Below are 23,704 nucleotides of genomic sequence, written 5' to 3' on the forward strand. Positions count from 1 at the left end.
GGCGTTAGCTGAACGCACGTTTGATGCGCGACTTGAGCAGCGCCCGCCGCAAGCGGCCGGTCTGCTCGGGTTCGCCGACCGCCTGAGCGCCTTCCACCGCGGTGCCGCGGCGCAGAAAATAACGATCGAAGGTGGCTTGCGTCATGCCCCATTTGTTCAGGAACTGTCGGCGACCGTCGTTCTTGACGACCTTGCCGGTGCTCTTCTGCTGAAAGTGATACACCAGACTGTCGCCGACGCCGAGGAACACCCGGCAACCGGCGTCCCACAGCTTCATTGAAAAGTCGTTGTCGCTGCTCATGCCAGGGCTCAATTCGCTGCTATAGCCGCCGAGCTTGTACCACCAGTCGCGATGCACGAGCGTGGGCGGCCACGTGGCGCCGCGCCAGTCGGCGCGCACGAGTTTCGGCGTGGCGGCCACCAGCTCGTCGGCACGGAAATTTTCCACGTCGCGGCCAAAGTTCTGCACGACGACGCACGGATTGCCGGAGTCGACCGGCTCGACCATCGTGCCGGACAACATGAACAGATTGTCGGCCGGCATCTGCGCGAGACGCCTGACGAGCGCGTCGTCCCAACCGGGGCAGCAGTACATATCGTCGTTCATGTAGACGATGTAGTCCTGGGTGGCGCGCGCCGCCGCGATATTGACCGCGTGGCAGATGCCGATGTTGCCGGGCGAAGCCGTGTGTTCGATGCCTTCTTCGCGCACCCATGCCAGCGTGCCGTCGGAGCCGTCGTTCACGTGCACGATGATCTGATGCGTATGCGTGGAATGGCGCCGCAGGCTTTCGATCACGAGCCGCAGATAAGGCAGGTTGTTCCAGGTCGGGATGATGATTGAGAACATCGAATGCGTTTTTCCGTGGTGGTTGTCCGCGCGCGCGGATCAGTGGCCGTCGACCTTGTCGCCCGCCGGCTTGCCGAATGGCTTCATGAACGTCAGCTTCGCGGGAAGGTCGGGTTCCCAGCCTTCGAGATCCTCGAATGGATAACGGCCAAGCGCATACAACACTCGCTTCACGCGGCTTTTGAACGGTGCGCGCGGAACATTGGGCAGAGAACCCGCCTCGGCGGAAGCCGTCTGCCGAATGTAGTCGCGGTTGAAGTCGCGCTGCGAAATGCCCCACTTCATCAGGAACTCACGGCCGCCGCGGTTGCGGCGGATCCGGCCGGTCGATTTGCAGCCGAAGTGATAGATGCGGCTTGCACCGACCGAGCGGAACACCCGGCAGCCGACGAGCCACAGCTTCATCAAAAAGTCGTCGTCGCTGCTCATGCCCGGGCCGAACTCGATGCTGTAGCCACCCACCGCATGCCACAACTGGCGGCTGATCAGCATCGGCTGCAAAGCGATGCCGTCGCGATCGGCCGACTTCATTCCGGCGCTGTATGCGAGCAGGCCCGCTTCGTCGAAATTCTCAGGACCGGTGCCGTAGTTGGCCGCGGTCACATTCACATTGCCGGTATCGGTCGGCTCGATCAGCGTCGAGGACAGATACGCGCACGAATGGCCTAGCTCGCGCAAGCTCGCATCGAAGGCGCGATCCCAGCCCGGCGTGCAAAACATATCGTCGTTCAGGAACAGGATCCAGTCGCGCGTGGCGAGCCGCGCCACGTCGTTCAATGCGAGGCAGACGCCGACGTTGCCCGTGCTCCACGTGTGCCGGATCCCTTCCGAGCGGACCCATTCGAGCGTGCCGTCGCTGCCGTCGTTCACATGCACGATGATCTCGTGATCGAACGCCGAATGACGGCGGATACTGTCGATGCACAGCTTCAGGTACGGCAGGTTGTTCCAGCTCGGAATCAGGATACTGAACATGAGGTGGTGACGATTCTCATTAAGTGGGAGTGCGCGGCGCACGCACGACAGCACGGTCCGCCTGCCCGCCGGAGCGGACGACGCCATTTCTGTCCGCATACGCGGAGGCCGCCGCCAGGATCGCGATGATGGTGGCATAGAAAGATACGGTCATCTTCAAATCGAACGTTTCGACCGTCAGACCGAAAATCCAGAACGCCACGATAAACGTCAGCCCCATCAGCGCGGCCCGCCGAGCCGGCTCGGTGCGCGCGGCAAGCCGGCGCCAGAAAAGCACCCCTGGCACGACGTAGATGGCCAGCCCGGCAAGCCCGCCGATGATGCCGTAATCGGTCATGTAAGCCAGCATCTGGTTATGGGCTTCGCCTCTGCCCAATTGCGCCGCGGCAGGTGTGAGCAGCCCCGAATTGGCAAACGACTGCATACTGTTGCGAAAACCGTCGCCGCCGAGCCCGAGCAGCGGGTGGCTCGCTACGATGCGCACCGCCGCCTCGTAAAGTTGCAGACGGATGCCCAGCGACGTGTCCTTGTTGCCATGCGTGTATTGCACCACGTCCGACGAAAGATCGCCGACGCGGTCACGCGCCGTCGGCGAAAACACGTAGACGCCGGCAAGAATCGCGACGATCGCAAGCGGCAGCAGCACCTTCCACTTACGTGACTTACCGCGGCTGCGCAAGTAGAGCGCCATCGCGGCGACTACCGGGATTGCCACCCAGCCGCCGCGCGAGCCGGTGATCAGCGACGCGGACAATCCCGCAAAAAGACCCGCCACCTTGATGATGCGTACAACCAGCCGGTCCTTGCGCCACCAGTTCAGCGAAAGGACGGACAGCACCCCCATCACCAGCGCGATATCGCCGAAGTGAATCGGATTCAGGAACTTGCTGCTAAGCCGGCCGAGCCCCCAGTCGCGTGGCGCAATCAGCAGAATGCCAAGCGACGCGAGTCCGGCAAGCGCAAACGACAGATCGGCCCATGCAAGGGTGCGCGGCAAAGCACGCCGCAACACGAGAAATAACGGCACGGTGGCAAAGAAGCGGGACGGCGAATCGAACTCGTTGGGCACGATCGCGCCGTGCCATACGCCGCCGAGCAGCACGACAAGCACCGGGCTCACCATGGCGGCACACAGCGCAAAATCGGTGCGGTCCCACTGAAGCGGCAGCAGGCCCGCCCAGGCTTTCGGCGAGGCCAGCAAGGCAAGCGAAATAACCACGGCCGCGATCGACAACGCACTGCCGGCACCGTGTATCAGCAGGGTGGCCGACGGATACGTGAGCAGAAATAACGCTGGTAGCAAGCTTCGTGGGTGGACGCTCATGAAAGATTTTTTTGCGGGCGTCGACATGTCTGATGAATTTAACCGGCCGCCGCGGCAGCTGACGCGCATGGCCGGATATGGAGGCTGCGCTATTGTACCGGGTTCCCGCCCTTATCCGATTAATGCAATGGCGCCGGGCGCGCCTGCCGTGGACGATCCCGGCTGCCTCGAAGCACTGACGCTCGCGTAGGAAAGTACGCTAGAGCGTGTAAGGCATGTAAGCGGGTGCTGCTACCATACGGGCCACGCGCTCCGCCGTGGCGACTGGCCGCCCTTGATGCGCCGCAACACTCCCGCCAGCAGAGAGACCCCCGAATTTCCCCCAGCACCTGAGCAATGAAACGACTAATGCGCGCGCTCTATCGCAACGCACCCGCCGCCGTGAAACGAGCCGTGGACAAGGCCGTCAGCCGCTCCACCCGCATTCCCTATGCGGGCGTCGCGCACAAGCCCGACGTGTTTCTGCGCAAGACTTCGCGGGCAAGTATCGTCAAAAAGTATTTACACAAGTATCTGCTGCTCAAATGGCACGGGCAGACACGCCTGCAGCTCAAAAGCGCGACCGGGGTCAAGCGCTGGCTGTGGATTTACACCGGCAAGCGCAATTTCGGCGACGCGACGATGGACATGTCCGGGCGGGCGCTACTGAAAGGTACGGACGTCGAAATCGACCTTTTCACCTTGCCGAACCTGCACAAGCTGTTCGAGGAGGACGACGTCTTCAGGAACGTTTTTTCCGACTTACAGGATCTTTCCAACCGTCACTACGATGCGATTCTGATGTCGGAGTACAACCTGCCGTCGATCAGGCTGAAGACGAAGCATTTCAAAACGTTGCCTTATACGTGCCTGTTCCAGTATTTCTACGGTCCGGACCGCAATCAGACCAGCTTCAGCCATGCCGCAATCAACCACGTCTTCGCGCTGGGCTACAGCGACGCCGACGTCGTTTCGAAAAGCAAGCCGTATCTGGCGACGAAGCCGCAGACTCAGGAGTCGGTTCACCCGTTCCTGCCGCACGAGCGGTTTCTGGCACTCGCGGTCGGCGGGCTCGATGCAAACCGCACTTACCGGCATTGGGGCGCGGTGCTCGAACTCATTGATCGCGCGAACGACCCGAATCTGCCGAAGCAGGTGGTTGTGCTCGGCTCGGACAATGGGCTCGCGATGGCGGATGAATTGTTAAACCGGGCATTCCGCACGCTGAAGATCACTTCATGCGTCGGCAAGCTGACGTTGCTGCAGTCGCGCGAAATGGTCGCGAAGGCAAGTCTCTTTGTGGGTGCGGACGGGGGCTTGATGCATGTCGCGCACTCCACGCCCACGCCGAGTGTCTCCCTGTTTTCCGACCGTGAACCGCCCTATCTGCGTCTGACCGAACAATGCCACTCGATCGGCATTCAGAGCAGCGGCGACGTGGACGAAATCGCAGCAACCGACATCATGAACGCCATCGAAACGCAGTTGGCCAAGGCAGCCACGCGGACTTTCACCGCTTAGCAGGTGAAGGCGGTGAACGGCGTCGCAGACGGATGGTCTGCGACCGCCGTATTCCTGTCACGACTCAGGCGGCGTCCTGCTGGAACTGGATGCGATGCAGATGCGCGTACAGGCCACCTTGGGTCAGCAGTTCCCGATGGCTGCCGCGCTCGACAATACGTCCGGCTTCCATTACCAGAATCCGGTCGGCGCGTTCGATGGTCGACAAACGATGCGCGATCACCAGCGTGGTGCGGCCCTTCATCAAGGTTTCCAGCGCCGCCTGCACGTGGCGTTCGGACTCGGAATCGAGCGCCGAGGTGGCCTCGTCGAGAATCAGGATCGGCGCGTCCTTATAAATCGCGCGCGCGATCGCCAGACGCTGGCGTTGACCGCCCGAGAGCATCATGCCGTTGTCGCCGACCAGGGTGTCGATACCTTTGGGCATCGCCTCGACGGTATCCCACAGGTTCGCCGCGCGCAGCGCCGCCTTGACCTTGTCCGGATCCGCCGTCTGCCCATAGGCGACGTTGTTGGCCACCGTGTCGTTGAACAGCACGACGTCCTGGCTCACCATCGCGATCTGGCTGCGCAGTGCGTGCAGACCGTAATCCGGCAGTGCGACGCCGTCGACCAGAATCTCGCCGCCGGTGGGATCGAAGAAGCGCGGCAGCAAATTCACCAGCGTGGTCTTGCCGCTGCCCGACGGGCCCGCCAGGGCGACCATTTCGCCCGGCGCCACCTTGAAGGACACCTCCGTGAGCGTGTGGCGGTTATGCGTGGCATTGCTGCCGTAGCTGAACGAGACGTCGCGGAACTCCACTTCGCCGCGGGCGCGCTCGAGCGGCTTGCCGCCGCCCGCCGGTTCCGACGGCTCGTCAATCAGGCCGAAGATCAGTTCGCACGCCGTCATGCCGCGTTGCAGCGGCTGGTTCACGTCCATCAGGTGCTTCAGCGGCGAAATGATCAGCAGCATCGACGTGACAAACGCCACAAAGCCGCCGACCGTGGTCTGGTCCGACGACGATTGCACCACCGCGATCGTAATCACCACGGCGAGCGCGATCGACGCAAGAAACTGGGTCAACGGTTGTGCCAGACCGCCTGAGACGGTCATGCGCATCGCGTAACCGCGCAGACGCTTGCTCATTGCCGTGAAGCGGTCCATCTCGTACTGCTCGCCGTTGTGCACCTTGACGACCTTGTAGCCGCCCACGGTTTCTTCGACGATGTACGACAGCTCGTTGGTCAGCAGTTGATGCTCTCGGTTCAGACGCCGCAAACGACGGTTGATCTTGCCGACCAGCCAGCCGATCCCCGGCAGCAGCACCGCGACGATCAGCGTCAGCCGCCAGTTCAGGTAGAACAGATAGCCGAGCAGGAAGACGACCGTCAGTGAGTCACGCACCAGTGTGACCATCACGCTCAACAGCACGTTGAGAATCTGGTTCACCTCGAACACGATCGCGTTGATCACCGTGCTCGCGGTTTCGCGCTGGAAGAACGCCACGCCCGTATGGATCATGCGGTCGAACATCTTCAGGCGAAGTTCGAGCAGGATCTTGTTCGACACATAAGCGAGCAGATAACCGGACGCATACTGCGACACACCGCGCACCAGCGCGAGGCCGATCACCGCCGCCGGCACGAACCATTTGGCGTTGTCGCTGGCATGCGCGCCGAAGCCCTTGTCCAGCAATGGCTTGAGCAATGCGGGAATCGCCGCGTCAGTACTGGCGCTCACGGCCATCGCGATGATCGCGCCGACCACCACCCACATTAGCGGTTTGATATAAGGCCACAAGCGTCGGAAGACGACGGCAGGCGACGAGGCCTCTCCTGAACCGATGGGTTTGCTTAACGTTGGCTTCGCGCTCAAGGAATCCTCTGAGAATGCGGGAAAGCATCCGCGCAACGGGCAGAATGCCTGGCACGCGAAATATCAAAAACAGCATTGTAAACGGTTGAAGATCATAGCCGGCGGTTGCGGATCGGCCGGGTTAGGTGGCCGGGCTGTATACTTTGCGCGACTCATTCCGCCACCCGGCACTTTCCACGCAATTCAGGTATGCAAGAAACCACCCTCGGCGTCGCCATCATCACCAAAAACGCGGCGGCGCGACTGGCCGAATGCCTGCAGGCCGTGGCCTTCGCCGATCAGATCGTCGTGATCGACGGCGGCAGCACCGACGGTACCGCTGAAATCGCCCGGGCACACGGCGCGCACGTACTCGAGCACACCGACTGGCCGGGCTTCGGCCCGCAGAAAAACCGTGCCGTGGATGCGCTCACCACCAGCTGGATTCTCTCGCTCGACGCCGACGAGATCGTCTCGCCGGAACTGGCGGCGGCGATTCGCGCGGCGCTGGCCGCCCCTACCGCCGACGTCTACGCGGTGGACAGGTTGTCGAGCTTCTGCGGCCACTGGATTCACCACAGCGGCTGGTATCCAGACTGGATTCCGCGCCTGTTCAAACGTGGCGCCGCGCGTTTCTCAGACGACCTTGTGCATGAGCGCCTGGTATTCGACACGCCCTCGCAGCGCCTGACCGGCAAACTGATGCACTACTCCTACGAGGACTTCGAAGGCGTGTTGCGCAAGCTCGACGCGTATTCGACAGCAGGTGCGCAGCAACGTCATGCAGCAGGCAAGCGCGGCAGTTTCGGCAAGGCGCTCAGGCGCGGCGCCTGGGCCTTCGTGCGGACCTATCTGCTGCGGCGTGGATTTCTCGACGGCCGCGCGGGTTTCATGATCGCGGTATTCAATGCGGAAACGGTGTACTACCGGTTTCTGAAACTGGCGCGGCTCGGGGAAAAGACGCAGCGCTAGTGGGCAGACCCGCCGCCATCAATAAACAATCTCGATCGAGCTGCCTGCAAACTCGCCACGCAAGGCCGCGAGCAGTTCGTCGGTTGGTTTCACGCGCCATGCGTCGCCCAGACGCATTTCACCTTGCGCATTCTCGCTGCGATAAACCACTTGCACCGCAAGCCCATTCGGGATCTGCACGGCCTGGCGTTGGCCACCGCCGCCATAGCCTCCGCCGTTGCGCCCGCCACCGCCTCCGCCACCGTTGCCGCCACGCGATGAGGCCGCCGGTGCCGGCGCAGCTTGCGGCTCGTCCTTACCCGCGCTATGCGCTTCGAGCACGCGCCGTAATGCCGACGCGTCTGCATTGCCGTTCATCTGCACCTTCACGGCTTCCGCATAACGGCAACGGGCGCGGCCGAGGTCCATCACCGTATCGACCGTGAAGCGGATGCCGCCCGTGAACGCGTCGTTACGCGCCGAGCCTTGCACCACCAGCAGCTCGTCTTCCTTGAAGAACGGCTTGTTCGCCTCGAAAGTCTCATTGAAGACGGTCACTTCGCATTGGCCCGTGCCGTCGTCGAGCAACGCGATCAACATCTTGCCGCGCTGGGTCATTTGCGTGCGCAGCGACGCAATCACACCGGCAACCAGCTTGTCGCGCCCTTCCTTCAGTTCGCCGATCTTCTGACGCACGAAACGGCGCACTTCGTCCTTGTACGCATCGAACAGGTGGCCCGACAGGTAGAAGCCGAGCGCGGCCTTCTCTTCCTGCAGCTTCTTCTTTTCCGGCCATTCCGGCTCGTCGATCAGTTCATGCCCTTGCGACGGCGCATCGCCCATGTCGAACAGGCCCGCCTGCATGGCGTTGGCGCTTGCCTGTTCGGCCGCCTCCATGGCCAGCGAGACCGACGCGATCAGCTGCGCACGGTTGGCGTGCAGCGTGTCGAACGCACCGGCGCGGATCAAGGCTTCTACCGTCCGGCGATTGACGATCCGGCGGTCGACCCGGTTGCAGAAGTCGAAGATGTCGATAAACGGACCTTCTTCGCGTGCGCGCAGGATTTCCTCGATCGCGTTCTGGCCGCTGCCCTTGATCGCGCCGAGACCGTAGCGGATCGTTTTCGAGCGCTTGCCGTCCGCTTCCGCGACCGGCTCGAAACGATACGCCGACAGGTTGACGTCCGGCGGCAGCACAGCCATCTTGTTCGTTAGGCAATCTTCGAACAGGATTTTGACCTTGTCCGTGTCGTCCATGGCGAGCGACATATTCGCCGCCATGAATTCGGCCGGATGGTGCGCCTTCAGCCAGGCCGTGTAGTACGCCAGCAGCGCATACGCCGCCGCGTGCGACTTGTTGAAGCCGTAGCCCGCGAACTTCTCCATCAAGTCGAAGATTTCGTCGGCTTTCTCGCCGGCCAAGCCGTTCTTCGCGGCGCCCTGGCGGAACAGTTCGCGATGCTCGGCCATTTCCTCGGCCTTCTTCTTACCCATCGCGCGGCGCAGCAAGTCGGCGCCGCCGAGCGAGTAACCGCCGATGATCTGCGCCATCTGCATCACCTGCTCCTGGTAGACCATGATGCCGTAGGTCTCTTTCAGAACAGATTCGACGCGCGGATCCGGATACTCCACCACTTCGCGGCCGTGCTTACGCGCACAGAAGCTCGGGATCAGGTCCATCGGGCCCGGACGGTACAACGCGACCAGCGCGATGATGTCCTCGAAGCGGTCAGGTTGCGCGTCTTTCAGCATGCCCTGCATGCCGCGGCTTTCCAGCTGGAACACAGCGACCGTGTTCGCTTTCTTCAGGATCGAGAACGACGCCGCGTCGTCGAGCGGCACCTGCGCGAGCGACCAGTCTTTCTTCGAAGGATCGAGACGGCGGATATAGCGCTCGGCCCAATCGAGAATGGTCAGCGTGGTGAGGCCCAAAAAATCGAACTTCACGAGGCCGACGGCTTCGACGTCGTCCTTGTCGTACTGGCTCACGACGCCGCTTTCGTCGCCCTGCGTATAGAGCGGACAGAAATCGGTCAGCTTGCCGGGCGCAATCAGCACGCCGCCGGCGTGCATACCGACGTTACGCGTAAGGCCTTCCACGCGCTGCGCGAGTTCGAGCAACTGATGCACTTCGTCTTCGTTGTCGAAGCGCTCCTGCAGCAGCGGCTCTTCCTTCATCGCATCCGCGATGGTGACGTGTTTGCCCGGCTTGAACGGAATCAGCTTGGCGATGCCGTCCGTGAACATATAACCGAGATCGAGCACGCGGCCGATATCCCGCACCGCGGCCTTCGCCGCCATCGTGCCGAAAGTGGCGATCTGCGATACGGCGTCCGCGCCGTATTTGTCTTTCACGTACTGAATCACACGGTCGCGGCCGTGCTGACAGAAGTCGATGTCGAAGTCGGGCATCGAAACCCGTTCCGGATTCAGGAAACGTTCGAACAGCAGGTTGTAGCGCAGCGGATCGAGGTCGGTCACGCCGAGCGCGTACGCAACCAGCGAACCTGCGCCCGAACCCCGGCCCGGTCCGACCGGCACGCCGTTGTTCTTGGCCCAGTTGATAAAGTCCGCAACGATCAGGAAGTAGCCCGGAAAACCCATCTTGATGATCGTGCCGCACTCGAATTCGAGGCGCTGGTAATACGTTTCGCGCTGCGCTTCGCGCTCGGCCGTATCCGGGTACAACTGTTCGAGACGCTTTTCGAGGCCCTCTTTTGACAACTGCACGAGGTAGTCGTCAAGCGACATGCCGTCGGGCGTCGGGAAGAGCGGCAGCTTCGGCTTGCCGAGTTCGAGCGTCAGGTTGCAGCGCTTGGCGATTTCCACACTATTGGCGAGCGCCGACGGAATATCCGCGAACAGCTTCGCCATCTCTTCCTGCGTATGGAAATACTGTTCGGACGTAAAGCGCTTCGAGCGGCGCGGATTCGCCAGAATGTCGCCTTCGGAAATACACACGCGCGCTTCGTGCGCGGTGAAATCGTCCGGCGTCATGAACTGCATGGGGTGGGTGGCCACCACCGGCAATTTCAGCGACGCCGCGAGCGCCACCGCCTGCTGCACGTATTGCTCGCCGCCGGGCTGACCACACCGCTGCAGTTCGATATAGAAGCCGCCCGGAAACACCTTCGCCCAATGCAACGCGTTGCGTTTGGCCGCTTCTTCGTTGCCGGCCGCGAGCGCGAGGCCAATGTCGCCCTGTTGAGCACCCGACAGCGCCAGCAGACCTTCACCCAGACCGGATTCGAGCCAGCCGGCCTCGACTTCCGCACGGCCGCGATACTGGTTGGTGAGCGATGCCTTGCTGAGCAGTTCGCACAGATTCAGATAGCCGCGCCGATTCTTGACCAGCAGCAGCAAACGCGAAGGCTTGTCGCGGTCGTCCGGATTGGTGATCCAGACGTCGCAGCCGGCAATGGGTTTGACCCCTTTGCCACGGGCTTCCTTGTAAAAACGGACGAGGCCGAACGCGTTGCCGAGGTCGGTAAGGGCGAGCGCACCCTGACCGTCTTTGGCGGCAGCCTTGACGATGTCGTCAAGACGCACGATGCCGTCGGCAATCGAGAATTCGGAGTGGACGCGGAGATGAACGAAGCGGGGATCTGACATGGGCGACATTGTAACTCCACACTTCGGGAGTTTTCAGGCCAAAACCACGCGTTAGCCGTTCGGCTTAGGACAGAAACGCGAGCATGCCGTACACCGGCGTTGTGCGGGCATGGGGTAAGCGCCGCACAAGTTTGCGAGCGGTTTGCGCTGCCGCAACGGGCTGGCCATTCGGCCGAGTCGGACGAATAGCCAGCTTGAGGGATAATACGGGTTTCGCCTATTCGACGTGGCCCGCCACAGGGAGGCTGAATGCGGGCATCCCAATGCGCCCCATTTTCCGCGCCGCCGGGCACTTCTTACCGCTGGACAAACATGAGTATCGTCAATCTCGCCGCGTATCATTTCGCGACTATCGAAGACACCGCCGCATGGCGCCCGCACGTCACCGAGCGCTGCAATACGCTCGGCTTGCGCGGCACCGTGCTGCTGGCGCCGGAAGGCATCAACCTGTTCGTCGCCGGCACTCGCGAAGCCACAGACGCGTTCATCGACTACATCCGTCACGACGCGCTATTCGGAGGCAAGTTCGTCAATCTGCAGTTCAAGGAAAGCCTGTCTGACAAGCAGCCGTTCACCCGCATGCTGGTCAAGCTCAAGCGCGAAATCATCACGATGAAAAAGCCGGCAATCCGGCCGGAACTGGGCCGCGCGCCGTTCGTCGACGCGCCCACGCTGAAAAGCTGGCTCGACCGTGGCCATGACGACGAGGGCCGCCCCGTCGTCATGCTCGACACACGCAACGCATTCGAAGTGGACGTCGGCACCTTTGACGACGCGCTCGACTACCGCATTACGAAATTCAGCGAATTTCCGGAAGTGATCGAGCAAAACCGCGCCGATCTGGAAGGCAAGACGGTGGTGTCGTTCTGCACGGGCGGGATTCGCTGTGAGAAGGCTGCGATCCACATGAAGGAAGTCGGCATCGAGAACGTGTACCAACTCGAAGGCGGCATCCTGAAGTATTTCGAGGAAGTCGGCGGCGCGCACTATCACGGCGACTGCTTTGTTTTCGACTACCGCACCGCGCTCAATCCGCAACTGGAGCCGACCGCGACCGCGCAATGCTTCGGCTGCCGCGCGGTGGTAACGCCCGAAGCGCAAAAATCGCCAATGTACGTGGCAGGCAAGACATGTCCGGAATGCCATCCGGACAGCAAGGCGGCACGCGTCGCGTGATAAGCGCGAGCGCCTTCGCGCGATCGCGGCGAGGCCCATCCAACCCATGACCTATCGTGGACGCTTCGCGCCGTCGCCTACCGGACCTCTGCACTTCGGCTCCCTGGTGAGCGCGCTTGCAAGCTGGCTGGACGCGCGCGCGCATGGCGGTGCGTGGCTTGTGCGGATCGAAGACATTGACGGACCTCGCACTGTCCCAGGCGCGGCCGAGGACATTCTGTCGACCCTCGAACGTTTCGGCATGCGCGCCGACGAGCCGCCTGTCTGGCAAAGCCATCGTATTGCGCGCTATCAGGAGGCGCTCGAGCAATTGCAGGCTGCCGGCCTCGTCTATCCCTGCGGCTGTACGCGCAAAGAAATCGCGGATTCGCTGCTGCATGCGCACGCGCGCAACACCACGCTCGCCTACCCCGGCACCTGCCGCAGCGGCCTGCACGGCAAACCGGCACGCGCATGGCGCCTGCGCGTACCTGACGGCGACGCGGCGGTGATTACATTCGAAGATCGCTGGCAGGGCAAGCAGACACAGAATCTGGCTACCGAGGTCGGCGATTTCGTCCTGAAGCGCGCCGACGACCAGTGGGCGTACCAACTGGCGGTGGTGGTCGACGATACGGACGCGGGTATGACGCACATCGTGCGAGGCGCGGACCTGATGGACTCAACGGCCCGCCAGATTTACCTGCAGCACTGCCTTGGCGTACCGACGCCATCGTATTTGCACGTCCCTGTGGTCACGAACGATCAGGGCGAAAAGCTCAGCAAGCAGAACGGCGCAACCGCGCTGGGGAATGAGAGGCCGCTCGACACGCTGATTGCCGCAGCAAAACACCTAGGCCTGGAATTGGACTGCGCGGAGCCCTCTTCGCTGGAGAATTTCCATGCTGCTGCAACGGCAGCATGGGCGCACCGCATGAGTCGCAAAGACATGTGATGAACATCGCAAAGCGCTCAGCCCGTCCCCAACTGCGAGCCGACCTGTCACGTTGGCGCCGGAGGCAGCCCCAGCGCTACACGCAATCATGCCCGCAATGCAATCGCGGGCAGTCGAGGCACTCGCTTCAAGCGCGGGTGACATATCGCATGCGCGAGCGGTCTGCCTACGCGTTGATGGCGACTATCGCCCACGCAATTTTCAGAGCTCTCTGATTTCGAGGTCCTTTCCCGTCGCCCTACGCTCGGTGTTGCGACAACAATATCGCCAACACACTGATTAGGCATCCTTCACAAACTATGACCAATCGACGTGCTTTCCTGCGCAGCGGTGCATTTTCCATATTTGTTACCGGCATCGGGGCCGCGACCTTCACCCAGGCTGCGCCCGTGACACCTCCCGCAACACTCACCCAACTCCACGGCTATCGACTCACAAATGGTGCGACCGCACTTAAGCGCGAGGACGGCGCTTGGGTTTTCTGGGTGCGAATCATCAATCTCGATGACCGGAAAAGCGACATCTCTGCAAGCGTCCAGATAGCGACAGACCGCGCCTTCAGCCAGATAGTGGACGTTTTACCGGTCACTCTAACCGAAAACAATTCGTTCATCGCACAACCCGCCTATAAACCCCGCAATACCAACACCCAACCCTATTATCGGTATCTGATCCGAAATGACCCAAGAACTTCCCCTTCCGTCAGTGACGTCGTGAATATTATCGTGCCGTGGGACAACGCATCGAGGGTAGAGTAAAAATGGCGAATACAGAAATAGTGGTCCAGATAGTTGAAAATGGTTCGAATGTGATGAGCACATATCAAGCCATACTCTCAGCGCTGCAAACCCCGTCGGACTCGCTGTCATTAATATTAAATGGCTCGACATTAATTGTGGCCGTATCAAACGTCACAAAAATATTGCAACCGATCCGGATAGAGACAAATCTCCTTGTTGCAACGTCAGCACTTGTAAAGATCACGATGGACTGGAAGGATCCCAACAAGAAAGTTCAAGTAGGTGACGTGCTAACGTTGGTCAGCGCCTCAACAACGGTAGCTTTGAATGTACTAGTACTCACGGAGATCGGCCCTGCAGCGGCCATCGGCCTATCGGCACTGGTACTTTCCGCTGACTTGCAAGCGATCTTCACGCCGTACGTCAAATCGCTCACTACCTGGATGCGTATCGTCCCGCTGAACCTGGCCCCTCCCGTTTCAACAGCGAGTTCGTCCCTCTATTGGTCCACTTTCATTGATGGGACTGGGTACCGCCTGGCAACGTACGATGAAGTAATCATCAACAAAGGACTCTTTATATGCATGAGCAACAAACAGGTCGTAGGAGGCGCCGGGGTTAGCCCGTACGGATCTCCAGTACCCGGAAGCCTCACCCCGGTAAACGAAGCAGAATATAAAAAGAACTACTGCAAATATCTTGGAGACATGCAACAGGTGAGTGACTGGACCAGCTGGATGGACTATTGTGAAAACACAAAGTTCTAGTGTGCCGTTTGTGAAAACACCAATCTCGATAAAAGCGGCGCTCGTCAGCTTTTCACTCGCGTTCCTGTGCGAAACATACGTGGAGTGGCTGAAACTGCTCGACCCTAAAACTACGATAATTGGCTACACCGCGATATGCGTTAGCGTGATTGCAAATCTACTCGCCGTCTATTTTTGTCATTCGGGGCGACGTTGGGCACGTGATCTACTTATTCTTATAGCTGCGACCACTCTTGTCTGGACAAAGGTGAATCTCGAATGGCTAAAGGCGGCAGGGCCACTTCCGGCAGCGCTCATTACGCTTACCGCGTTTCTCCGTTTCGGCGCGGTGATCGCCCTTCGGCGACCGGCATCCAATCAATGGTTCGATGCGAATGGCAGCGGATCGAGGCTTTGGGGCTTCCGCCCAGTTGATAAACCAATAGACACACGTCGGGTCATGGCGCTCAAGGCGGGTGGCGGCATCACGCTGGCCATCGCACTGCTATCTTTCGTGCCAGGCACCCCCTTATCCGGCATGTATTGGTTAGGCTCTTTCGCATTGGTAGCCTGCATCGCTTTTAATGTCCTGGCATTCCGGCCTACGCGAAAGAACTCATAGGCACGAAAGGCTCTTACGAGCCTTTCGTCCGTAGGCCACAACATCAAAAACAAGGCACATTCTTGACGACGGATCCTGTACAGCATAGCGATTTACGACGAAGACGTGCTCTTCCTCGGCATCCCAAACCCACCCAGCAACGCAGCCAACGGCTGTTTAGAAGAAGACTTCTGCGGAGCAGCAGCAGATGCAGAAGCCGCAGCCTCCTCCCCCTTCCTCACAGAAGCCGCCGAAGGCTCATAAGGCTTGAGGAAAAAATCATCCACAGGCTGCGCCCGATGATGATGCGGCCGGTCGAACGAACCCGAAGACGAAGCGCCCGGACGTCGGCGACCACCCCGCTCCTCGCGGCCCTCTGCACGGCCATCGACGCGTTCACGCCGCGGCGCACGCTCTTCATGGTGATGCCGCACCGGCGCATCCACGACCAAACGTTGCACATCCAAAGGCCGCTTGATCAGCTTCTCGATATCGGCAAGCTGCTTGCGCTCATTCGGGCTACACAACGACAAAGCATCACCCGAAGCCCCAGCACGCCCCGTGCGCCCAATCCGGTGCACATAATCTTCCGCATTAAACGGCAGATCGAAATTAATAACAGCAGGCAGTTCGGCAATATCCAACCCACGCGCAGCAACATCCGTCGCCACCAAAGCCTCGATCTCGCCACGCTTGAACGCATCCAGGGCCTGCATCCGCTCATTCTGCGAACGGTCACCGTGAATCGCCGTGGCAACCACACCGTCGCGCTCCAGACTCCGCGCGAGGCGGCTCGCGCCGATCTTGCTGTTACAGAACACGATCACCTGCTTGAGGCCGCGGTCGCGAATCAGCTTAACGACAGCAGCAGTCTTGTCGCCTTCGGCAACCTCATAAACGATCTGCGTCACATTGGTCGCGGTCGAATTGCTACGCGCGACTTCGATCGTTTGCGGGTCGCGCAGATAGGTAGCGGCAAGCTTCTTGATTTCGCCCGAGAACGTGGCCGAAAACAGCAGCGTCTGACGTTCCTTCGGCAGCAGGTTCAGGATGCGCTGCAAATCCGGCAGGAAGCCCATATCGAGCATCCGGTCGGCTTCGTCGAGCACGAGGATCTGCACCTGGCCGAGATTGGCGGTTTTCTGTTGCACGTGGTCGAGCAGACGGCCCGGCGTGGCGATCAGAATTTCGACACCACGGCGCAACTGCTCGGATTGAGGATTCATGTCGACCCCGCCGAACACCACGGCGCTGCGCAGCGCCGTGTGCTTCGCGTACGACTGCACGTTCGCCGCCACCTGGTCGGCCAGTTCGCGAGTCGGCGTAAGGATCAGCGCGCGCACCGGATGGCGGGCGGGCGATGCGCTCGTGCTGGCCTGCGGCAGCAAGCGCTGGATGATCGGCAGCGAGAAGCTGGCCGTTTTGCCCGTGCCGGTTTGGGCGGCGCCCATGACGTCACGGCCGGCCAGCACGACAGGAATCGCCTGCGCCTGGATCGGCGTAGGAATGGTGTAGCCCGATTCCTTGACGGCTTTCAGAATGTCGGGCGCGAGACCGAATTGATCAAAAGTCGCAGTGCTGGGCGTGACGGCTGTGTCGGACATGGTGGCTTTCGCTAAAAATGCGCTTGGCGCGGTGCGCGCGGCAGCGGCCGGAACCGCAGAGGGCATCAGGATGAAGGCGGAGCCACGGCGTTCCGCACGGGACCCGTCGGTGTTACGGGAAAAATGCGGCCGGCTCCGGCCGGCGGAAACACCCGCCGGAAAGGCCGGTATTGTAGCACTTCAGCAAAAACACTCATGGCGCATCTGCCGGCTTTCTGCTTACGGCGGCGAAAGCCGGCCGACTGCGGTCCGGCGCGGGCGGCAGCGTCACGTCCTGAAACGCACCTGACATCTCGGCGCGCCCGCGCGCCTCGCTGGCAGCGTAGTTCGCCTACGCGACAGTTGCGTGACAGCGAACGCACCCCATTACCACGTCTCGCGCATTACCATCAGGCGCATCTCGGTCATGTCCTCGATCGCGTAGCGCACCCCCTCGCGCCCGAGTCCGGAGTCTTTGACGCCGCCATACGGCATGTTGTCGACCCGGAACGACGGCACGTCGTTGATCACCACGCCGCCCACGTCGAGCAGATCCCACGCGCGATGCGCGTGGGCGAGCGAATCGGTGAACACGCCCGCCTGCAGACCGAAGTCGCTGTCGTTGACGGTGGCCAGCGCGGCATCGAAATCGTCGAAACGCTCCAGAATCGCCACCGGGCCGAAGGCTTCCTTGCGATAAAGATCGCTATCGCGCTTCACGTCTTCGAGCAGCGTGGCCTCGAACATCGCACCGTCCACCTTGCCGCCGGCGACAATCTTCGCGCCCGCCTGCACCGCGCTTTCCATCCAGCCGGCAAGCCGGTTGGACTCCGATTCGGAGATCATCGGCCCGACAAAGGTCTTTTCGTCCTTCGGATCGCCCATGACAAGCGATTTGGTCTTCGCGATCAGTTTCTCGCGCAGCGCGTCGTAAATCTTCGCGTGCACCAGAATCCGCTGCACGCCGATACAACTCTGCCCCGACTGATAGAACGCGCCGAACGCCAGCCGGTCGACCACGTAGTCGAGCTTGCCGCCCTGATCGCCGTCGACGATCGCCGCCGCGTTGCCGCCCAGTTCCAGAATCACCTTTTTCTTGCCAGCCTTTTTCTTCAGCTCCCAACCCACCGCGGGCGAGCCGGTGAAGGACAGCAGCTTGAAACGCTCGTCGGTGGTGAACAGATCTGCACCGTCGCGATGCGCCGGAAGAATCGAGAACGCGCCTTTCGGCAGGTCTGTCTCGGCCAGAATCTCGCCCATGATGAGCGCACCGACCGGCGTGCGGCTCGCCGGCTTCAACACGAACGGCACGCCCGCCGCGATCGCCGGCGCGACCTTGTGCGCGGTCAAGTTCAGCGGAAAATTGAACGGCGAGATAAACGAGCACGGACCGATCGGCACCCGCTTCACATAGCCGTGATACCCCTTCGCGCGCGGCGAAATCTCCAGATTGATGATCTCGCCATCAATGCGCACCGATTCTTCAGCCGCCACCTTGAACGTATCGATCAGACGCGTGACCTCGCCTTTCGAGTCGTTGATCGGCTTGCCCGCTTCGATACACAGCGCGAGCGCCAATTCGTCGTAACGCTCGCGGAACCGCTTCACACAATGTTCGAGCACGGCCTGGCGCTTGAACGGCGGAAACGCACGCAGCGCCGGCATCGCGTCGACGGCATAGCCGATTGCTTTGTCGATCGCCGCCGCGTCCGCCATCGCCACACGGGTCGCCACTTCGCCGCTGAATTTATCCGTGACTTCGAGATCGGTGTTGGCGGCCACCGCAACGTTAGCGAGGTAGTACGGGTAAGTCTTGTTCAACATGACGCGCTCTCCTTGATTCGATGCCTGACATCAGCCATGCAGCCAGCAAGGGCTATGCCCCGTTGCCGCCCATGGCCGCTCCGCCCATCGCTGTTCCGCTCACAGTTGCGCGGAAAGCCGCTTGATCTCGCGATTCAGCACACGCTCGTTGTCCGAGTAGTCAATCGGCAGATCGATCACATGCACACCCGGGGTCGCGAAACACTCGCGCAGCAGCGGCGCGAATTCCGCAGCCGACTCAATGCGATGCCCCTTCGCGCCGTAACTCTCCGCATACGCAACGAAATCGGGGTTGCTCAGCGTCATGCCGTAGTCCGGGAAGTTCATGTTTTCCTGCTTCCAGCGGATCATGCCGAACGCGTCGTCGCGCAAAATCAGGATCACCAGATCGAGCCGCAGACGCACGGCCGTTTCCAGTTCCTGCGAATTCATCATGAAACCGCCATCGCCACACACCGCCATGACCTTGCGGTCCGGGTGCACGATCTTGGTTGCGATCGCCGAGGGCAAGCCGGCGCCCATCGACGCCAGCGCGTTATCGAGCAGCAGCGAATTCGGTTCGTGCGCACGGTAGTAGCGCGCGAACCAGATCTTGTACATCCCGTTGTCCAGACACACGATGCCGTCTACCGGCGTGGTTTCGTAGACGTCGTTGACGATTCGCACCGGGTACATCGGGAACCGGTCGTCGAGCTGGCCTTTGACCAGATGCGCTTCGAAATGCTGCTTGATCTCCTTGAAGCGCGTGAAGTCCCAATGCTCCTGCCGCTCCTTGAGACTTTCCTTGAGTTGCCACACGGCGTTGGCGATGTCGCCCACCACTTCGATCTGCGGAAAATACACCGTATCGACTTCCGCGCCGAGAAAGTTGACGTGAATCACCGTCTTCTCGCCCGCTTCGCCGCTGCGCATGAAGAATGGCGGCTTTTCGATCACATCGTGACCGACATTGATGATGCAATCCGCGTGGTCGATCGCGCGGTGTACGAAGTCGCCGTCGGACAAGGTCGCGTTGCCGAGCCACATCGGATGTGATTCGTCGATCACGCCCTTGCCCATCTGCGTCGTAAAGAACGGAATGCCGATCTGGTCGACGAATTCCCGCAACATCTTGGTGGTGGTCTTGCGGTTGCCACCCGCGCCGATCATCAGCAAGGGATGCTTCGCCTTCGTGATCGCCTCCACCGCGCGCGCCACGGCCTTTTCTTCGGCGACGGGACGGCGGCTGAAGCTCTTCGGAATCGGATGGCCGTCGCCCTCTTCGTGCGCGACGTCTTCCGGCAATTCGAGGTGCGTGGCGCCGGGCCGTTCTTCTTCTGCCTGACGAACCGCCTCGCGCACCGCGGCCGGAATGTTGCCGATCGATACGATCTGCCGCGTGTACTTGGTGAGCGGCTCCATCATCCGCACCACGTCGACGATCTGAAAATGCCCCTGCTTGCTCGACTTGATTGGCTTTTGCCCGGTCACCATCAGCATCGGCATACCGCCTAACTGCGCGTACGCGGCGGCGGTCACGAAGTTGGTCGCGCCCGGCCCCAGGGTGGCCAGACACACGCCGGTGCGTCCGGTGAGGCGTCCATACGTGGCGGCCATGAAACCGGCCGCCTGTTCGTGACGCGTAAGAATCAGACGAATTTTCGAGCGGCGCAGCGATTCGAGCAGATCGAGATTTTCTTCACCGGGAATGCCGAACACGTACTCGACACCTTCGGCTTCCAGCGATTTGACGAACAGGTCCGATGCTTTCATGGAGGGTCTCGCTTGATGAAACGGACGCGGGCTCTGAGCCCGCCCGTTGGGGTCCGGTATCGGACGATCGAAGACGACGACAGCCGGCGCGACGCGAGCGGCACGCGGCATGGCAGGCCGGCACAGCGGATGCCACGCCGGACAGCTTACTACTCGAACGGAAAGGATGCGCGCAGGCGGGCAGCGCCGCAAGGCGGAGACAAACGTCAGGCAAGGCAGGCGGCGTGGTTGAAGAGAGCCGCCGCATCATGCTCAGCGATTGAGATTGGTGGTGATGCAGTCGGACAGCATCGGCGGAGCGTTTTCGCCGTCCGTCGCGTCGTACAGGTCGGCGCGCGGGCCCTTGGTCCACCAGGTGTAGCTGCCGGCCTGGTACTTCGCGCCGGAGGCCGAGATTGTATTGACGAACAGCAGCTGCTGACCTTTCACAGGCACGAGCGCGAAGCTCTGGCCGTTCGCCGTGTTCCAGTAGGTCACCTGCAGAATCTTGCCGGTCGCGCAGGTGTATTTGTGCGTCTGGCGGCTCTTGGCCTGAATCTCGGAGAGATGCAATGGCACGGCCCATGCATTACCGTACAACGCCGCAAGACCCGCTGCCGTAGCAACTGCAACAAGCCATTTCTTCATGAGATGCCTCGATCGTTGTTGCACATCGAGCACGAGCGGCGTGCCCTGGTTTGCATCCGCTGTTGCAGTTGGGCTGCGCCACCGGATGATCGCTCGCGAAGCTATCGTGAAACCGCTGCGAACCGCTTAGGGATCGATCACACCGGCGCAGGCATCGGTCGGCGCGGCGGCGACGTGTCCAACCAGCGGCACGATCTTCAACCCAGCCGACGCCACCCGGCACGGCGCAGCGGCAAGGCCGCACCCCGTCACGCCGGCACAGAGCGCGAGTATCACACCCAGTGCGCCGAGACGGCCGAGCGCTCCAGACCGCATGTTCTTGCGGGACTCCAGGGCCATACGTACCTCTACTTCAACGAACTTCGATGAATCAGGCTGCGCGCGCGGCAAGTCTTGTCCGGCGCGCGCAGTACTTCACAGCACTTCACGGTACTTCACTTCATTTGCACGGCACCTCGATACGTTGCAACTCAGACCCGCAACGCGCTTCGACGCCCCTTACTTCGTGGAAACGGGCCGCACCGCCGCCGCAGCCTGTTTCGCCCGCGCGCGGGCTTCGTCGACCGTTTCGCCAGTGGCGAGCGCCACACCCATCCGGCGCTTGACGAAACTCTCCGGTTTGCCGAACAGACGCAGATCCGCATTCGGTACAGCCAATGCCGCGGCAACACCTTCGAAAGCGATCGCCGTTTCGTCCAGACCGCCGTAAATCACCGCCGACGCGCCCGGTGCCCGCAGCGACGTATCCACCGGCAAGCCGAGAATCGCGCGCGCATGCAGTTCGAACTCCGAGAAGCGTTGCGAGCACAGCGTGACCAGACCGGTATCGTGCGGACGCGGACTGACTTCCGAAAACCATACGTCATCGCCGCGCACGAAAAGTTCCACGCCGAACAGGCCCCTGCCGCCCAATGCCGCAGTCACCTTGTGCGCCACTTCGCGCGAACGTTCCAGCGCAAGCGGGCTCATCGACTGGGGCTGCCACGATTCGACGTAGTCGCCCGCCACCTGCACGTGACCGATCGGATCGCAGAAATACGTGCTGACTGCGCCGCTCGCCGGATCGATCGCGCGCACGGTCAGTTGCGTGATTTCGTATTCGAAGTCGATAAAGCCCTCGACGATCACCCGGCCGTGATTCACGCGGCCACCCGCCATCGCATATTGCCAGGCGGGTTCGACATCCGCGTCGCTCTTCAGCACCGACTGGCCCTTGCCGGACGACGACATCACCGGCTTCACGACGCACGGATAGCCGACCTTGGCAATGCCCGCGCGCAGTTCCTCAAGCGAATCGGCGAACGCGTACGGCGAGGTCGGCAGGCCGAGTTCCTCAGCAGCCAGACGGCGGATGCCTTCACGGTTCATGGTGAGTTGCGTGGCGCGCGCGGTCGGAATCACTTCGGCGAGGCCGTCGGTTTCGATGGCGGCGAGTGCGTCCGTTGCGATCGCCTCGATCTCGGGGACGATCAGGTGCGGGCGCTCCTGCTCCACCAGCGCGCGCAACGCGGCGCGGTCGGTCATGTCGATCATGTGCGAGCGATGCGCGACCTGATGACCCGGCGCATTCGGATAACGGTCGACGGCGATCACTTCGACGCCCAGCCGTTGCAGCGCGATGATCACTTCCTTGCCGAGTTCGCCGGCGCCGAGCAGCATGACGCGCGTGGCGGATTCAGAAAGAGGTGTGCCGATCCGTTGGCCGATCTGCATGAGGTCTCCAGATAAAAGTCGGATGAGGGTGGGAATAGGTAGAACACGATGTTAACATGCGCACCCCGCGCCGCGCCTTGCTCGCCGGGTCCGCGTGGCCATTTGTGCGCAGGGCGCGCAGAAAGGCTGCTGCGCACGTGTTTAAGCCCGCTCACGCCGTTGCGCTCGCGTGCGGCGAGCTTAGTGCGTTACCCTTACGCCTTCGCCAGTTTGAAGAGGAACGACGCCATGCCCCAAAGCGCCTCCCCGCGACGTGTTGCGCGCTTCATCCCGTACGCGCGCTCGGTCATCGCCGCGTTGAGCGTCGCCGCGCTATGCAGCGCGTGCGCCATGCCGAAGCATCCCGATTCGGAAGCGGCACCGCCCGATCCGTTCAACCCGGCCGCCACCCAGTTGCTGGACGACACCAGTTGGGTACTCACCGGCTGGAAACAGGCTGACGGCACGGCACGTGAGATTCCGTCCGCCGATCAGGGCGCACCGATCACGCTCGTGCTCTCAACCGCCAAAGGCCTGCGCCACGCCAGCGGCTTTTCCGGCTGCAACCGCTACATGGGCTCGTATGCGCTGAAAGACGGCAAGCTGAGCTTCGGCACGCTGGGCGGCACGCGCATGGCGTGCGCGACGCCGGGCGGACAGATCGAAGGCCCGTATCTCAATGCGCTGCAGCACATCGAGCGCACCGGCGTACAGATGCGCGCGCCGCAGCAGATGCAGCTCATACTCGATAACGGCGACACGCTCACGTTCAGCAGTAGCGCCAAATGACGCATCCACGGGCCGCTGAATGGATTCAACGGATGCGGCGTCACAACCGATGCTGTCCGCATGGCGCGCGTCGGGCCCGGTAGCGGCCGTTGTTTTTCACCGACGGCAGGCCGCGCACCGGTCTGCCTTCCCATTCGACGCAAGCATACTTGCGTTTGCCTTCGAAGCATCGGGCTTCGCCAGTTAAACTC

20 protein-coding genes are annotated in these 23,704 nt (G+C 61.6%); 9 read left to right on the forward strand and 11 right to left on the reverse strand.

Annotated features, from left to right (window positions below):
* Positions 1-4 precede the first annotated feature (4 nt).
* From GH665_RS15495 to GH665_RS15505, 3 genes are read right to left on the reverse strand one after another with little or no spacing between them, the layout of a single operon-like run.
* Positions 5-850 carry a glycosyltransferase family 2 protein gene (locus GH665_RS15495; protein ID WP_153136579.1) on the reverse strand — a complete coding sequence of 282 codons (846 nt, stop codon included), beginning with the start codon at positions 848-850 and terminating at the stop codon, positions 5-7.
* Between the two features lie 39 nt (positions 851-889).
* The gene (locus GH665_RS15500) at positions 890-1,825 is read right to left on the reverse strand and encodes a glycosyltransferase family 2 protein (RefSeq protein ID WP_153136580.1); all 936 of its coding nucleotides are present in this window, start codon (positions 1,823-1,825) and stop codon (positions 890-892) included.
* Between the two features lie 19 nt (positions 1,826-1,844).
* On the reverse strand, positions 1,845-3,149 hold the full coding sequence (locus GH665_RS15505; RefSeq protein ID WP_246216222.1) for an O-antigen ligase family protein: 1,305 nt from the start codon (positions 3,147-3,149) through the stop codon (positions 1,845-1,847).
* Between GH665_RS15505 and GH665_RS38750 the strand changes: the two genes are divergently transcribed.
* Both GH665_RS38750 and GH665_RS15510 read left to right on the forward strand, forming a co-directional pair.
* Complete coding sequence (locus GH665_RS38750) at positions 3,148-3,339, forward strand: hypothetical protein (protein WP_167530884.1); 192 nt, start codon at positions 3,148-3,150, stop codon at positions 3,337-3,339. The genes GH665_RS15505 and GH665_RS38750 overlap by 2 nt on opposite strands.
* A gap of 146 nt (positions 3,340-3,485) precedes the next feature.
* Entirely contained in the window at positions 3,486-4,649 is a 1,164-nt protein-coding gene (locus GH665_RS15510; RefSeq protein WP_246216223.1) for a glycosyltransferase family 9 protein, read from the forward strand.
* Between the two features lie 64 nt (positions 4,650-4,713).
* Here GH665_RS15510 and msbA read toward each other — a convergent pair whose 3' ends face one another.
* Positions 4,714-6,507 (reverse strand): lipid A export permease/ATP-binding protein MsbA, encoded by a 1,794-nt coding sequence (msbA, locus tag GH665_RS15515; protein ID WP_153136582.1) that lies wholly within the window; start codon positions 6,505-6,507, stop codon positions 4,714-4,716.
* 189 nt (positions 6,508-6,696) lie between these two features.
* On the opposite strand from msbA, the gene GH665_RS15520 reads away from it, so the two are divergent.
* Complete coding sequence (locus tag GH665_RS15520) at positions 6,697-7,458, forward strand: glycosyltransferase family 2 protein (RefSeq protein WP_153136583.1); 762 nt, start codon at positions 6,697-6,699, stop codon at positions 7,456-7,458.
* 18 nt (positions 7,459-7,476) lie between these two features.
* Here GH665_RS15520 and dnaE read toward each other — a convergent pair whose 3' ends face one another.
* The gene (gene dnaE, locus GH665_RS15525) at positions 7,477-11,058 is read right to left on the reverse strand and encodes a DNA polymerase III subunit alpha (protein ID WP_153136584.1); all 3,582 of its coding nucleotides are present in this window, start codon (positions 11,056-11,058) and stop codon (positions 7,477-7,479) included.
* Positions 11,059-11,361: 303 nt separating this feature from the next.
* Between dnaE and GH665_RS15530 the strand changes: the two genes are divergently transcribed.
* The 5 genes from GH665_RS15530 to GH665_RS15550 all read left to right on the forward strand — a co-directional run bounded on the left by GH665_RS15530 (position 11,362) and on the right by GH665_RS15550 (position 15,267).
* Positions 11,362-12,225 (forward strand): sulfurtransferase, encoded by an 864-nt coding sequence (locus GH665_RS15530; RefSeq protein ID WP_153136585.1) that lies wholly within the window; start codon positions 11,362-11,364, stop codon positions 12,223-12,225.
* Between the two features lie 46 nt (positions 12,226-12,271).
* The gene (gluQRS, locus tag GH665_RS15535) at positions 12,272-13,159 is read left to right on the forward strand and encodes a tRNA glutamyl-Q(34) synthetase GluQRS (RefSeq protein ID WP_153136586.1); all 888 of its coding nucleotides are present in this window, start codon (positions 12,272-12,274) and stop codon (positions 13,157-13,159) included.
* Between the two features lie 299 nt (positions 13,160-13,458).
* A complete protein-coding gene (locus GH665_RS15540) occupies positions 13,459-13,917 on the forward strand; it encodes a hypothetical protein (RefSeq protein ID WP_153136587.1) in 459 nt (152 codons plus the stop codon).
* Positions 13,918-13,919: 2 nt separating this feature from the next.
* On the forward strand, positions 13,920-14,666 hold the full coding sequence (locus GH665_RS15545; protein ID WP_153136588.1) for a hypothetical protein: 747 nt from the start codon (positions 13,920-13,922) through the stop codon (positions 14,664-14,666).
* Positions 14,647-15,267 (forward strand): hypothetical protein, encoded by a 621-nt coding sequence (locus GH665_RS15550; RefSeq protein ID WP_153136589.1) that lies wholly within the window; start codon positions 14,647-14,649, stop codon positions 15,265-15,267. The genes GH665_RS15545 and GH665_RS15550 overlap by 20 nt, the downstream gene beginning before the upstream one ends.
* 92 nt (positions 15,268-15,359) lie before the next feature.
* Here GH665_RS15550 and GH665_RS15555 read toward each other — a convergent pair whose 3' ends face one another.
* The 6 genes from GH665_RS15555 to purT form a co-directional block, all read right to left on the reverse strand.
* Complete coding sequence (locus tag GH665_RS15555) at positions 15,360-16,850, reverse strand: DEAD/DEAH box helicase (RefSeq protein WP_153136590.1); 1,491 nt, start codon at positions 16,848-16,850, stop codon at positions 15,360-15,362.
* 366 nt (positions 16,851-17,216) lie between these two features.
* Positions 17,217-18,653, reverse strand: a complete 1,437-nt coding sequence (locus GH665_RS15560; RefSeq protein ID WP_153136591.1) for an aldehyde dehydrogenase family protein — start codon at positions 18,651-18,653, stop codon at positions 17,217-17,219.
* A 99-nt stretch (positions 18,654-18,752) separates the two neighbouring features.
* The gene (locus GH665_RS15565) at positions 18,753-20,405 is read right to left on the reverse strand and encodes an acetolactate synthase large subunit (RefSeq protein WP_153136592.1); all 1,653 of its coding nucleotides are present in this window, start codon (positions 20,403-20,405) and stop codon (positions 18,753-18,755) included.
* 252 nt (positions 20,406-20,657) lie between these two features.
* Positions 20,658-21,032: an MliC family protein gene (locus tag GH665_RS15570; protein ID WP_153136593.1), complete on the reverse strand. Its 375-nt coding sequence runs from the start codon at positions 21,030-21,032 to the stop codon at positions 20,658-20,660.
* Positions 21,033-21,158: 126 nt separating this feature from the next.
* A complete protein-coding gene (locus GH665_RS15575; RefSeq protein WP_153136594.1) occupies positions 21,159-21,371 on the reverse strand; it encodes a DUF6726 family protein in 213 nt (70 codons plus the stop codon).
* Positions 21,372-21,530: 159 nt separating this feature from the next.
* Positions 21,531-22,745, reverse strand: coding sequence for a formate-dependent phosphoribosylglycinamide formyltransferase (purT, locus tag GH665_RS15580; protein ID WP_153136595.1), 1,215 nt, complete (start codon positions 22,743-22,745; stop codon positions 21,531-21,533).
* Positions 22,746-22,973: 228 nt separating this feature from the next.
* On the opposite strand from purT, the gene GH665_RS15585 reads away from it, so the two are divergent.
* Complete coding sequence (locus GH665_RS15585; RefSeq protein WP_153136596.1) at positions 22,974-23,513, forward strand: META domain-containing protein; 540 nt, start codon at positions 22,974-22,976, stop codon at positions 23,511-23,513.
* The last annotated feature ends 191 nt before the right edge of the window (positions 23,514-23,704 follow it).

Origin of the sequence: Paraburkholderia agricolaris, from assembly GCF_009455635.1 — a bacterium.
Lineage (GTDB): Bacteria > Pseudomonadota > Gammaproteobacteria > Burkholderiales > Burkholderiaceae > Paraburkholderia > Paraburkholderia agricolaris.